Annotated in this window: 9 protein-coding genes and 1 pseudogene; 5 read left to right on the forward strand and 5 right to left on the reverse strand. The window is 34.7% G+C overall.

The window, feature by feature from the left end; genetic code table 11:
• The first annotated feature begins 586 nt into the window (after positions 1-586).
• The 5 genes and pseudogenes from ACM44_RS13810 to ACM44_RS15810 form a co-directional block, all read left to right on the forward strand.
• Positions 587-2,242 (forward strand): T9SS type A sorting domain-containing protein, encoded by a 1,656-nt coding sequence (locus ACM44_RS13810; protein WP_048500654.1) that lies wholly within the window; start codon positions 587-589, stop codon positions 2,240-2,242.
• Positions 2,239-5,565: a hypothetical protein gene (locus tag ACM44_RS13815; protein WP_048500646.1), complete on the forward strand. Its 3,327-nt coding sequence runs from the start codon at positions 2,239-2,241 to the stop codon at positions 5,563-5,565. Before ACM44_RS13810 ends, ACM44_RS13815 begins: the two co-directional genes overlap by 4 nt.
• A gap of 11 nt (positions 5,566-5,576) precedes the next feature.
• The gene (locus ACM44_RS13820) at positions 5,577-9,119 is read left to right on the forward strand and encodes a DUF6443 domain-containing protein (RefSeq protein WP_048500647.1); all 3,543 of its coding nucleotides are present in this window, start codon (positions 5,577-5,579) and stop codon (positions 9,117-9,119) included.
• Positions 9,116-9,460, forward strand: a complete 345-nt coding sequence (locus tag ACM44_RS13825; protein WP_048500648.1) for a hypothetical protein — start codon at positions 9,116-9,118, stop codon at positions 9,458-9,460. The genes ACM44_RS13820 and ACM44_RS13825 overlap by 4 nt, the downstream gene beginning before the upstream one ends.
• A 296-nt stretch (positions 9,461-9,756) precedes the next feature.
• A pseudogene (locus ACM44_RS15810) lies at positions 9,757-9,858 on the forward strand (transposase); the annotation flags it as partial.
• A 180-nt stretch (positions 9,859-10,038) separates the two neighbouring features.
• Here the strand turns inward: ACM44_RS15810 and ACM44_RS13835 are convergent.
• The 5 genes from ACM44_RS13835 to ACM44_RS13855 all read right to left on the reverse strand — a co-directional run bounded on the left by ACM44_RS13835 (position 10,039) and on the right by ACM44_RS13855 (position 14,317).
• Positions 10,039-10,410, reverse strand: a complete 372-nt coding sequence (locus tag ACM44_RS13835) for a hypothetical protein (protein ID WP_048500649.1) — start codon at positions 10,408-10,410, stop codon at positions 10,039-10,041.
• Position 10,411: 1 nt separating this feature from the next.
• Positions 10,412-10,699 (reverse strand): hypothetical protein, encoded by a 288-nt coding sequence (locus ACM44_RS13840; protein WP_048500650.1) that lies wholly within the window; start codon positions 10,697-10,699, stop codon positions 10,412-10,414.
• 17 nt (positions 10,700-10,716) lie between these two features.
• Positions 10,717-12,894: a DEAD/DEAH box helicase gene (locus ACM44_RS13845; RefSeq protein ID WP_048500651.1), complete on the reverse strand. Its 2,178-nt coding sequence runs from the start codon at positions 12,892-12,894 to the stop codon at positions 10,717-10,719.
• A 6-nt stretch (positions 12,895-12,900) separates the two neighbouring features.
• Positions 12,901-13,833 carry a HamA C-terminal domain-containing protein gene (locus ACM44_RS13850; RefSeq protein ID WP_048500652.1) on the reverse strand — a complete coding sequence of 311 codons (933 nt, stop codon included), beginning with the start codon at positions 13,831-13,833 and terminating at the stop codon, positions 12,901-12,903.
• Positions 13,834-14,080: 247 nt separating this feature from the next.
• Complete coding sequence (locus ACM44_RS13855) at positions 14,081-14,317, reverse strand: helix-turn-helix transcriptional regulator (RefSeq protein WP_048500653.1); 237 nt, start codon at positions 14,315-14,317, stop codon at positions 14,081-14,083.
• Positions 14,318-14,991 lie beyond the last annotated feature (674 nt).

The following is a 14,991-nucleotide window of genomic DNA, read 5'->3' on the forward strand; positions in this document are numbered from 1 at the left end:
AACCATGAACGGCCACACGAAGCACTGGACTTTAAAACCCCATCGGAATATGAAGCCGCATAAGGGTTTTTTAAGGCATAGACTTCTGAAATATAGTTCAGAAAAAAGCACCGCTAAAAGCAGTGCCTTTGAAAACTATATTTCGTCGGCCAACCTATCCCTCTCGGGTTTGAGCTACGCTCGCAAACTTCCCATAAAGCTGTGCTTTATGCTCATTTGTCCAGCAGAGCCCGATTCCGTTTCGGTTGGCAGATGCAAATTTCAATTGAAAAAACTATATTTACAAATTGTCAAAAAAGTAGACCACTTACCATATTATGTGGGTATTCTATACTATTGCGTGGGTTTATGCTTCTTTAAAAAATTAACACTTTTTTTGAATGATAAACTTGACAGAGATAGACATCTAAACTTAAAACCATGATACATTATTTAAGAATAGAGATCACATTATCAGTGTGATCTCTTGAAATCTCCTATTTTACAATAGTTGCAGTAATATATTATGTGGCGCATAGTTAAAATATTAAAAATTCTTAATGTGTTCTTAAAAAATGTTAATTTAGGAATAACTAAAATTGCTAATATGAAAAAACTTTACACTGGTATTTTCTTTCTCTGCATCGTGCTTTATTACAAAGGTCAGGAGGTATTATGGCAGAAGGATCTACCCACCACTACCCAGGATTTTTTATCTGGGGTTTCTATTACGGTAGACAATCAGTATCTACTTTCGGGAAGTTCTATACAATCTGGCGGGTTATCGGGAGTTGGTGGTTTAGATGCCAATAAGGGCTATGATTACCACCTCATTAAACTCAATCAGCAAGGAAATAAGGTATGGGAGAAATACTTTTCGGGAAATCGGCAAGATTATCTCAATGCTACCTTCGCCACTATCGAAGGAGGTTTTTTATTGGCAGGCACTTCCTTTTCTAACCAAGCATTAGACAAAAAGCAAAGATCTAAGGGAAGCTCGGATATTTGGGTGATCAAGATTGATGAAAATGGAGAGGAAGAATGGCAACAAACCATAGGAACGAAATATAAGGAAGAGGCAAAAAGTATTACACAAACATCGGATTTAGGATTTGTCGTTGTTGGGAACACCAATTTGAATAAAAACGGTATTGGAGATGGGGATGTGTTGGTAACAAAACTAAATGATAAGGGAAAACTGCTTTATCAGTTGGTTTTAGGAGGTGATCGCTATGATGCCATTGAAAAAGTAATTGCCACAAAAGATGGGGGTTGTTTATTAGGACTCTATACCCAAAGTGGAATATTTACTGGAAAGCAGAAACCAGATATCAAATCTGAAGAGGTACAAATCGCTACCTCAGACGAAACTACCCCAGGAGATCAAGGCATTATAAAATTTTACACCAAACAATCTACAAATTACGGAGATGGCGACTATTGGTTGGTAAAATTGGACAGAAATGGAAAAGTAGAATGGGAAAAAACGTGGGGCGGCACAGAGGATGACCATTTAAGAACTTTAGCCCTTACAGATACGGGATATGTTGTAGCAGGGGAAAGCCGATCTTCGTCATCGGGCAATAAGAAAACGCCACAAAAGGAAGGAACTGATTTATGGCTAATCACCTTAGATAAGGATGGGCTTGAACAAGATCAACTGAACTATAGTTTTGGCAATAGGGATATTTTAATGAGTGTAGATGTCATCAACAAATCAAACAGGGATCATGTATCAGAAACGAAGGGGTTTTTAATAGGGGGGTATACCCAAGTAGAGGAGCGAAAGAATAGCGATGATGAAAAATTCTGGATGTTATATATCGATAAAACAGGAAAGGAACAATGGCGAAAATATGTAGAAGGAAAATCTAAAAAACAACAGGAACGATTGGTGAGTGCAAAGCTACAAAATGATGGTACTTTTCTTTTGGCTGGAACCTCTGCAGAGGAATTGGGGAAGGAAAATTGGAAAATTGTAAAACTTGGTGATGCGCAGATTGATGAGCTTATAGAAAAACGCGATATTAAAATATACCCCAATCCGGTTGATGATTATTGTTATGTAGAGATTGGTTTTGAATTGGAAGAGGGGCAAGAAGCTGAAATTACTTTATACGATATGTCAGGAAAACAAATACAAATGAAAAAAACACATCAAAAGGTCACAAAAATTACTACTGCTACCCTTCCACAGGGTATCTACCTTGTGACAGCAAAGACCAATAAGAAAAGTGCAAATACTAAAATTGTGAAAAGATGAGAAAAATACTACTGATTATAATTTTACTCTTGTTTGTAAATTCTAAAGCACAGAATCTAAATGCACCAGAACAAGAACCCACTTCTACTTTTCCTAATATTATTCCGCCTTCTCCGACAGCATATGCACTAGGAAATTATGGAAATGTCCCTGTAGGATTATTTACTGGTGCGCTAAATATGCAAATACCAATCATGGAATATAAGGCAGGGGATATAACTGTGCCAATCTATTTATTTTATGGTTCAAATGGAATAAAGGTGGACGATATCTCAGGAAATGTTGGTATAGGTTGGAATCTCAATTTTGGAGGTGTTATAACAAAAACAATTAGAGATCTTGATGATGATTTACAATTAACAGTACCTGTACCAGAAAATTTTAGTCCAGGTTATATTACAAATTCAATTATTAATGCTTTTTATTATAATGCAGGGGACATTTTAGCTGATACGGAAGCGGACATCTATTCTTTCAATTTTAATGGTTATTCAGGTAAATTTATATTTGATCAAAATAATGTCCCAATTTTGTTGTCGCAAGATAAATTAGTAATAGAAAGAGAAAATTATAGTAAAGGATTTTCAATCACGACAAAAGATGGCACGAAATACCATTTTAATGCGGAAGAAAAAACATCTTTTAGAATGCGAGGGGGTGGTTGGTCGGCACCTGGTGAATTTCAACCAACAGCTTGGTACCTCAGTAGTATTATAAGCAATACTGGTAATCAAGTCTTTTTTGAATATCAAGATGTTAATCCAAATTATAATGCTACACAGTCACAGACTGTAAAAATTATATATCCTGCACCTCAAACAGGATGTGAAGGAATACTTAATGCAAATCCTATAGTAAGCGACACTATACAGCAAAACATGAGGATTAAAGGAAAAATAATAAGTAAAATTTATAGTAATAAAATTTTAGATGGTGAAATAAATTTTTTGTATAAACCTGACCAAGATGTAGATAATTTTTTTCAGATAGCATCAATATCGAAAAGAAATATGCATGGTAACTTGATTGAAAAGGCGACATTTGAGTACACCGTAACAACCAAAAACCGTACTTTTTTAAATAGAGTTCTTTTTGAAGATCCAAATAAAAATTATGAATTTGAGTACGCTAATAAAGAAATGTTTCCTAATAGACTTAATTTAGCTCAAGATCATTGGGGATATTATAATGGACATATTGAAAATACGAATTTATTACCAAATAATTTCGGGATTTCGGACTTAGAAAATCTTAATATACCTGGTTCCAATAAGGACCCTGATGCTAATTTTGCACAAATAGGAATGCTAAATAAAATAACTTATCCTACCAAAGGTTTTACAAAGATCGAGTATGAAGGGAATGATTATTTTGGTACAAAAATTACGTACCCCCAAACTACTGAACATAGATTACAAGTAACCACCACTGATGATAAACGACGTGACCGAGATCTAAAAGATATAAATATTGCATATAGACAATATGTGAAAATAGTTGGGCATAGTTTATTTAATACTGATTGTAGAGAGAATTTAGGAAATAATCAAAGTCAGTTAAATGTGTATGATGAGGATGGGGTACTACAACCACTTTGGATATGGTCAACTAATTTTCAAATGTATACACCTGCACAATCCAATGCATTTTTCGAAGATGAGGGAGTATATTATATTGATGCATATGCAGGAAAAAAATATACTATAGAATTAGTAACTTATCGACCTTGCACTTTGGGCAGTTGTACAATTTTTTATAAGCCTGGAAATGCAGTGGTATCAAACGAAAATATGCCAACTGGAGGGGTTAGGGTAAAATCCTCTGAAGATTTTTCTAGGGAGGGTGTATCATCAAGTTATAAAAGATTTTATTACACCAATGATGCAAATTATACAGTATCTTCCGGCGATGCAGGTGTGGTGCCCCTCTATTATGATGAAAGTATTGAATGGACTTACTGCGATGTCCCATGTAAATTTAAAGAGAATATTTTTCTTACTATAAGCTCAAGCAGTATTATCTCCTTGTTTAATAGTGGAAGTTCAAATTGTTATTATTCTGATGTAACAATTAGTCATGGAGGAGATTATTTTGAAAAAGGCGGTGAGCATAAAAAATTCAAATTAAATAGAGATAAGGAAGGTGAATTAATTTTTGGGAATCATAAAGTCCAACGCAGTCCATGGAACAATGTAGGATGGGATAACGGTAATGAAGAATCTTCATTAATTTTTGATAGTAATAAAATACCCATTAAAGAGATTTATTCAAATTATGTTACTAATGACAATTTTACTAAGAATATGTATTCCTACTCTGTTAGAAAGAATTATGCTATAAATTGCATGACAGGCCTTACACATACTTGTACAGAATATGAAACTCTAAATTATCCACTTAACAAATGTTATGGTTTGCCAGCGGGGACTCCAGTAAATTTACCAATATTTAGTAATCTAGATATTATGCAGTATAAGAATATTTCTTATTGGCATTATTTAAAATCTCAAAAAACGACAGAGTATTTAAATGGCACCCCCGTACAAACGACGACGGAGTATTTTTTCAACAATCCTTCGCATTATCAGATGACTAGTCAAAAAACAACCTTTCCCGATTTAAGCACCCAAACCACAGAGTACCAATATGCTCACGAAAAGGGGAATACCTATTTGATAGGCAAGAATATGGTTGGAATACCTTTGCAAACCAAGATGTATGAGATTGATGCTAGTAAACCAATAAGCAATACTGAGACGCTCTATCCCACCTCGCAAACACAAGCAGATGCCAAAACATCTGGACTTGCTTTGCCCTATGAGGTACAAAGCGAAAATTTGAAGACCAACGCGATGGAAAAACAGGTAAGCTATGATAAATATGATTTGAAAGGCAATTTATTGCAGTATACTACTAAAGAAGGAATACCTGTATGTATTGTTTGGGGTTACCATATGACCCAACCTATCGCTAAGATTGAAGGTGCTACCTATCCTGATGATACCCCCTTAAGAAATGGTATAATACCATTAAATTTAATTAATACTATTATATCTGCATCTGATGAAGATGCAGATGATGCAGATGTTGCTAATCCCAAGGAGCAGTTATTGATTGATGCTTTAGATGCATTTAGGATTGCGTTGCCTAACTACCAAATTACCACCTATACTTATGATCCTTTAATTGGTGTTAGAAGTATTACGCCACCAAGTGGAATCAGGGAAATTTACACTTACGATACATCGAACCGTCTAAAAGAGGTTAAAGATGTGAACGGCAATCTATTAAAAGAATACCAATACCATTACAAACAACCATAAATACTAAAAAGATGAAAAAACAAATACTTTTATTACTGGGACTGGTTGTTGGTGTTGGTTTAAATGCACAACGCACCTCTACTGAAAATTATGTGTATTCTAAAACGTATAATTCACAGCCTTTAGATTCCACCGATATGGTGAAACCCGCCACGGAAACTGTGACTTATTTTGACGGTTTGGGAAGACCCAAACAGAGTATCATTGTAAAAGGGACTGTCAATGGAAAAGATCTGGTAACCCCTGTGAAATATGATGGTTTTGGAAGACAGTTACTGGATATACTACCGGTACCTGTCGAAAGCAAGAATGGTGGATATCATGAGTCAATTATTGATGAAAGTACTGCGAATACCTATTATTCTGGAATAAATTTGGGTGCAAATGCGTACTCAGAAAAGGTTTTAGAAAACTCACCGTTAGATAGACTTGAAGCCCAGTATGGGCCAGGAGCAACTTGGCGAAGCAATGACAAAAAAACTGAAATTTTTTATGAAACCAATTACAACGAGGTAAAGCAATATATTGCAACATTTGATTATCAAACGCTTGTTGCAGGTATAACCTTAAGCGCTACCAAATATCCTGCGGGTACGTTGTATAGAACCAGGACTGTAGACGAAGATGGGAATAATAGTTTAGAGTACAAAAATGGAAAAGGACAAACCCTCTTAATTAGAAAGTTCGTAAGTTCGAACGGACCTAATGTTGTGCCCTCTGATACCAACGTTTATGCGGATACCTATTATGTATATAATAACTACAATCAGCTCGCCTATGTTATCCCCCCCTTAGCGGTAAATGCTGGGAATGTGTCCCCCAATACTTTGGCTGACTTGTGTTATCAGTATATCTACGATGGCAATGGTAGACTCGTAGAGAAGAAATTGCCGGGGAAAGATTGGGAGTATATGGTTTATGATAAGCAGGATCGATTAGTGATGACACAAGATGCTAATATGAGAGAGAAAAAGCAGTGGCTGTTTACTAAATATGATCAGTTTTCACGAGTTGCCTATACAGGAATTTACACCTACACAGAAGATTATACTGGTAATAATAGATTAGGAAGGATCACAGAACAAGGGCGGGTCGATGCCGAAGGGAGCAATAATGAAATTGCAGGAACACTTACAAAAAGTGGGATCACAATAAGTTATGGCAATAACGCCTATCCCACATCAATTACCTCCCTTCTCTCCGTTAATTATTATGATAGCTATCCTTCAGAAACGCCATTCCCTACAGATGATAAAATTTTTGGACAAGACATTCTATTGGAGACCAGCAACGCAAAAAATATCTCTGTAAAATCATTGCCTACTGCCTCTTATGTTAAAAACATCAATGATGACCGATGGACAAAAAACTATAGCTTTTATGATGAAAAAGGACGGGTAATAGGAAGTCACAGCACTAATTTTTTAGGGGGAAGCACCATCGTGCATACAAGGTTGGATTTTACGGGTTTGGCAATGAAAACCAAGACCTACAACAAGAGACTTAGCGGTGAAATACCGGTTGTAGTAGAAGAAAAGTTTGAGTATACAGACCAAAAACTTCTAAAGAAGCACTACCATGAAGTGATAGGAATGACCCCGCAGGAAGTTCTTGCGGAAAATACCTACAACGATATTGGTCAACTTATAGAAAAGAAAGTGGGAGGTACTTTGCAAACGATAGATTACCGCTATAATATCCGCGGTTGGATGACAGGCATTAACTTGTTAAACGACAATATTGACAAGACAAAGCTTTTTTCTTATAAAATCTATTATGAAGACCCTATTAACCCTTCGTTAAAGAGATACAACGGTAATATTTCGCAGATTGACTGGTGGGCTTTTGACAATAGCACATCCAGTCGATATGATTATTCTTATGATAAATTGAACAGACTTGTAAAGGCAGATTTTAAAACCATCGCAACAACCGGTACCACCGATACTTACTTCAATAATGAAGAACTAAGTTATGATGCCAACGGAAATATCCTGACTTTAAAGCGATATGCAAAAACTTTAGCAAGTGCCACGATAGGGACATTAATTGATGATCTAAGCTATACCTATACTGGAAACAAAGCGATGAGCATTGCGGATGCCGTTACCAACAATCCGTCAGGATATTCTGGGACAGGGCAACCCATTACCTACGATGCAAATGGTAATATGTTAACTTTTCCTGATAAAAAAATCACGCAAGCTATCGTTTATAATCATTTGAATCTACCGCAAAATATTGTACAGAATAATAAGCCAACCAATTTTATATATAGAGCCGATGGGGTGAAAGTGAACAAGACGTTTGAGATTAATGGGGAAACACTCAACACGGATTATTTGGATGGATTTGTTTATACCAGTAGGTATACACAGCAAATTGCTACGGCATTAACACAAGATGATACTGCCACCATAGAAGCAGTTACGGCTGGACAGCAGGAAGTCTTTGAATTGGATGAAAAGCCGCTTGTTGGACCCGGAAACCCTCCACCGAAGGCAACGGCCACTCCAAGTTTTTTCCCTACTGCGGAAGGATTTTACGATTTCGATAATTTAAAGTATATTTACCAGTACAGAGACCATTTAGGGAATGTTAGGGTCAGCTATAGTTATGACAGTAGTGAGGGTAAAATAAAGATTGAAGACACGAATGATTATTATCCATTTGGATTAAGTTTTTTATCGTCCTCTAAATCAGGCAAATTTAGTCCGTCAACGACTTATAAGAACTACAAGTACAACGGGAAGGAGCTCCAGGAGACCGGGATGTACGACTACGGCGCGAGGTTCTATATGCCGGACATCGGAAGGTGGGGCGTGATTGATAATTATAGTGAAAAGGGATATGACAGAACACCTTTTGGTTATGTTAGTAACAACCCTATTATGAAAATTGATCCTGATGGAAATTGGGAGGATGATATTTACATAAATACTGAAACCAAACAACTAACTGTAGTTAAAACCAATGATAATTATGATCGAATCATAATTAATGGTGAATACAAGGGTAATACTGAAAAAGGCTATGCTAAAGAAGTTTGGGATAATAATAACTTACCTTCAAATGAAGTAAATATTAAGTATGGACAAGGAGCAGATAAATCAGCCGTATCTGATTATACAACTTCTGTTTTAGTGGATACAATGAATAAAGCGGGTGAATCTTCTATCCAAATAAATAGCACAGCAAGAAGTGTAGAAGATCAGGTAAGAGTTATGTCTGAAATGGTTGAGTCGAGAGGAATGGCTGCTCAAAAGAAAATGTATGGATCTGCAGGAGATAAGGTTCTAGATAAATATCCTGACAGAAAAGCAATGGTGGAGACAGCGAAAGAAATTGGACCGAGTAAAGTCTCAAAACACTGCGTAGATCCAAAACAAATGAATGTTGTAGATGTTTCTCCTGTAAATGGAGGAATAAAAAATGGGAAAAATTTTTCTTCTACAGCCCAATCTAATCCAAGCGTTAGTAGAGTTTTATCTCCTTGGACACCAACTTATGACCCTGCTATTCACATAGAAATTCCTCAAAAAAAACCAAGATGAAAATACATTTCTTGAAAGCAATAGTATATATTACATTTTTTATACTATTAAGTTGTAATTTTAAAGGAACTCTTTTTAAAAATCAAATAATTGGTTCTTGGTCAACTAATGAAAATGAAAATGTAGATTTTACAATTACAAAAAACGAAATAGAATATTTTGATTCAGGATTATCATATAAGTACGAAATGGATGAATCAGATAAACAACTGTTAATATATGAAAATGATAAGATTATATTAAAATTCAAAGTAATATCTGTTTCAGAAGATAGTTTAATCCTAAAAAGTGAAAATGACGGAAATAGAGGTAACATTTATAAATATCGTAAAAGATTTTAAATTATATCAATCAGTCCCATTACGAAAAGTTTTTAACTTTGTAGCAGATAAATAAAAGAAAGTAGCCGTCCCGATAAGCAAATTGGGACGGTTTTTTTGATTTTCAGACACTATCCCGCAAAGTGTGTAAGTTAAAAAGTTAGGGCTTGGATTTATAATCTGAGCCTTTCTTCAAAAATAAGCATAAATTGGTTTAAAACAATACCCCAGTTTTGAATGGGCATGGTCCATTTCTTGGCGGCTTTCTTCCCAAAAAACCGAAACGAATATAAATATAGTCTTTGAATTTGGGAAGAATGAAACAAAGCAAATTTACAGAGGTTCAGATTGTAAAGATATTATCTGAACAGAGCCAGGGAAAAACGGTGAACGAGATTTGCCGTGAACACGGTATTAGCCAGCCCCCCTCTACATTTGAAAGATTATTACGTGAAAATATGCAAAACTGCTACCCTCAAAACAAACAAAATCAAACTTAACTTTTACGATTTACTGTCCAAACTTTGGGGGGAACTATATCAGCCTTTAATTTCTTGCCCGTTGCGCAAAACGAAAGCTTAGTTATTAGCAGAAGTTTTTTATGGTTTAAGGTTATGGTCGAGCATTATTTTTTCAGCATCTGTAATTGATTTTTGAATAACATCTAATTTACCATCAATTAGTGTGACTAAAATTTCGTCTATTTTTATCTTTTCTTCATTGGATAAATTTTGAAAAAAATCATTTCTAAATTTTTCAATTGCACCTCTTATATATGCAGTTATTTGACCACATTCAAAGCCATATTTGAAAATATCTTCAGATTTGACTTTAGATTTGTTATTTTTTAAATAATTATGGGTTCGCTCAAGTCTTCTGTATTCATCTGCATTTGCACCAGCGACTCCATAACGTCCACATTGATAAACTCTTCTAATTAAATATTCATATGACAAAGCAAATTGATCCATTTTAAATTTTTTTAACTGTATTAATATCTTCTAATTTTACTTGAATTTCAACGAAACCTTCTAAACCTTTTGATTCTGTGAATTTTTCATCATCTATAATCCTTTCTAAATTTACTGAATATTTCTTTTGTTCAAAATTTGACAAATTATCAATTTCCTTGAAATTAATTTTTTGAGGATTTACAAAAATTAAAATATTTTCAAATCCATAATTCATCAAAATTTTAGAGTTCAAAAAGTATTTAAGATTATCAATTGGCATGTGATTTATTCTGTCTGGTTCTTTCATAGTTGTAGTTTTATGTTTTAATTTTCAATTAGTTTTTTCCGCTCGTAAGAAATAAAAACATTATTATTTTGAATGTTATTTTCTTTAATAAAATCTAAAACATTGTCTTGAGGTAAATCTGCGGGAACCAATTTTTCTAACTTTCTAATTGCCGAACCCGGAATTCCAAATTCAGCCAAAATACTCAGATTATCTCTTAAGAAATCGTTTTCTATAAGATTAGAAAAATATCCGTAATTCCCAGCTTTTAAGCCGAGTTCACTACAGACAAACTCTTGTAAAGAATTGACTACTGATAGCCATTTCGGAACTTTGTATTCAAGCCAGTGCTTCAAGATCTGGAAGGCGTGGCGGATTGCATCATCCATAACTTCAGCATCCGTCTGATTCTCATACTGCTTAAGGCCTCTGAAATAAGAGTAGCTATTGTTTATGAGGTTGCTGATATTTTGGTTATAGCCATATATTTGAGTAACAGTAACAAGAGCCTTTAGGGTCATTGGCCGGACTGTTTCGGTAGGTTTTAAAAGATTGTTCCACGCTAATTCTAAAACATAATGAAGTTGATCTCCTGTTGGATAGCCAGTCCAGGAAATTAGGTGATATTTTCTCGGTAAATCGTTGCGAAGAGCTTCGATTATGTTTTTTTGTCCGAATACTTGAACGCCATTTTGTTTGATAATAGTTTTTTCAGGACCTGGAATCTCATTAATTCGCTGAAATTGATCTAAATTCTCCTCTTTAACTTCTTCAGTTTCCAAATGAATTAGAACTTCATTTGATACTGGATTCTGTTCATAAAACGGAATATCTACAATAGTAAACTCCACAGGAGGAATTGTATTGAAATTATAAATTGTACCAGAATAGTGAATCATTAATCGTCCCGCTCGACCTTTTATGTTTGAATAGTCAAAATAGTCGATTGGTATGCGATCCCCTTTCGTTGCATCAAAATATACAATATTTTTTGCACTCGTATTTACACCCTCAATTATAGTGGAGGTGCAAAATAAATAATGAAGCTTACAAGTGTTAAAATAATCTATTATCGAAGTTGTGATATGTTTTTGTAATGCGCCATCATGAATTCCCACTTTGTTTTGCAGTAAATTAATTAAGCTCCACTCAGGTGAAATGTTTAATTTTATCCATTCGATTAAATCAAGCTCCTCTTCATTGGAAGATTCACTTTTTTCAATAAGAAATTTGCAGAATTTTGCCGACAGATAGCGTACTCGAGATGGTGAGGAACAGTAAATTATGGATTGTTCTTCATGTTTGCTTAGAAGTAAATCAAATAGAACGTTTTCTTTATATTCTTTGTATTTCAACGGTTTATCAAAGTATTCTTTATGGTCATTATAGACATTTATTGTTTTGGTGTCAACTAAAGTCGTCCGGCTTTTATAAAACACCGCATTGTATTTATCAGTAAAACCTTCTGATATACCGTCTATGTTTGGTCCTAGTAAATAAAACTTACTTCCAAAAGTTTTAATGATGTGACGAAATGCATTGTTGAGCGAATCTGCTCTTTCGTCATCACGCTTAGCGCTAAGTTTATAAAACTCATCGATGATAAGGAATTCTACGGGTTGAAAATCTTTATATTCATTAACCCTTTCGGCGGTGAAAAGGTAGATGTTACCTTTTTCATTTGAGGATTCCTGTGAGGTTCTAACGATTATTTTATAAGTATCACGATATTTTAATAGTTTTCTTCGGGTTTCATCCAAAAGAGCGAGAGTAGGCTGAATTACAATAATATTTTTGAATTTGTGGGAAGCAACGATTTCCTCTATTAGCAGGCTTTTACCAAAACTAGTTGGAGCGCTTACAACAACATTTTTATCTGTATTTAATAATCCTAATAAGTACTTCTGATCTTCATGAAGAAATTTATTAAGGTTGCCGGAGTGATGATATTCAAGCCTAATCAACGAATTCGTAGATTCTAAAACAAGATTTTCTTTATTAATGTATGGATAAAATCCCACGGCTTCAACAAGATCTGAGAGAATTAAATCTAACGCCGGATCAAATTTGTTTCTGTTATCCAATACATTTGTAACAAGCTTTTGTGCAATCGTATCGTCGCTCACAATGTATTGTGATATTGCCTTATATATTTCAAATGATTCTTCAACATTAAACCTTTGGGCTGAAGTAATCCTTGTAATTAGTTCTTCCATAGTTCATTAAGATAGAGCTTGCAAAAGTGAGAGGCGATGGTGAAGTCCTTTAACTAAAGCTTTTTTATTTTGTACTGGAAATAAGATTAGAATTACGTTCAGATGCGATTTGAGAGGATGTACATTTATCGAATCGAAGTAATCCTTTAGCGCATTAATTTCTAAGGTATATTCTTGAATAAATTCTTCACACTTTTCGTCTGAATATTTGGAAAACAACTCGCATTCGTATGTGCAAAGTAATGGAATATTAATAGATGCAAGTTGATCAGAAAGAGTAGAGCTTTTTGACATCAAATTATTCCAATAATCTTTTTCGGGAATATTATTAAAGTGTTTGATCTTTTTTGAAATCAACATGAACTCCGAGTTAAGATAATCGCTTTTAAAATGTTCAGCTATATCTTCGACTAAAGCCTTTACGCCGCTTTTTCCACTATGATATAGTTTTGACTCACCAAGCCAAAGCGTTTTAGTGTCTTCCTGAATATGGACAGCATCGAAACCATGAACAGTATGGCCAAGTGAATCTTTAAAGTATATCTTGGATAATAAAGGAGTTGTTTTATAGAAGTCTCGTAAAAGCAAATGCAATATTAATTCACCAAATTCCCCTCGTCGCAAATATTTTTCAGTCACATCATCTGATAATGTTCCATCATTATCGTAAATATCTTTAACTTTTTGAAAGCCATCGATTTTGTAGATCGATTTTGCTGCTTCTGCAACTTTCGATACCAATTCCGTATTTAGCGTTTCCGTCCCTTCATGAAAACCAAAAGCAAATTCGTGAATGACATCAGTTAACTTCTCTATAAAAGGTTTCAACCTGTATACTTTTTCAGCGTTTTCGTCTAAATCAAAACCCACTATAAATGAACTTAATTGATCATCATTTATTTGGTGCATTATTATTTTGTCGGAATTAAATGGCGTCATAATTTATTAAATGTGGTCAGAGTTGAACAACTTTGCTAAAATAGTTAATTGGCTTTCAAGATATTTTGCCTAGGACAACGATTTGGAGTTAAGATAAATTATGTTCACCTCGGTTTCGGAATCATATAAGATATGGCCTAACGGTTGAGTATTTCTGTTGGCGGGGGAATATCTATAACATGTTTTTGTAAATATACACACCCTATTCCTTATCACCTTAGGGTTTTCCGTAAAAGACTACTCGTAATTAATCTTCCTTTTCATTATTTATTATTTTTTCGAGCGTTGTATCTAGTGCTTCACAAATTTTAAGTAATGTTGAAAAATGAAAATCTTCTTTACCGTTTTCAATATCGCTAATCTTTGCGCGATCAAGTTTTGGTATTTTGTCCGCCAACGCTTGCTGTGTCAATCCCGTTTTTTTTCTTTTTCTACGGATTAAATCGCCTAAAATTTCGAATTCTTCTGTAAATTTATTGTCCATACTTTAAAATATTCTGTGGTTATATTGCCACATTTAAAAAATATTATTATATTTGTCATAGCGATTTGATAATATTGGTTTACACCATTATTAACGATGTTTTCTCGTTCCAAGAAGTCCTAAGCTACCGGCGAGAGAATCGTGAAATCGCTCCATGTCAAAAAGTTTTCTACTTTTGCATACGGCATGTGGGCGGTTCTCACGTAACTTTCAATGGGAACAATAGAGCATTTGATCTATTGGAGGGTTTAGGACCCCTTTGGATTGAAAGTGTGAAACCGCTCCTTGCTTTTTCAGGGATCTTCTCAGCACCCGAAATCATCGTTCCATAACCCCACAACACATTTTATGAGAACGACATTTACCACCTTTCCCCCATAAAACCAGAAGAACCTAAATGTTCTCACCTATAATTTTCCCGATACCCATCAGGATATAAAGAACACCAACGCTCCTCACTTTGTGAACGGGTAAGGTTTTGTGCAGCCCAATGCCACTCAAAATCGCTATAAAAAAATGCCTAGCAGCACAACGAAGCTCCCGGAAAAAGGAGAACCGTAGGAATAAGGGCACTTTAAAAACTCGCACGTTAAAAATAGGTTGTTTATTCCGATTATGCAAATAATGATTCAGGGTGCTTCAAGTGAGGTGGTGTTGGTTTTTTGAGGTTGAGG

It is taken from the genome of Chryseobacterium koreense CCUG 49689, from assembly GCF_001045435.1.
Lineage (GTDB): Bacteria > Bacteroidota > Bacteroidia > Flavobacteriales > Weeksellaceae > Kaistella > Kaistella koreensis.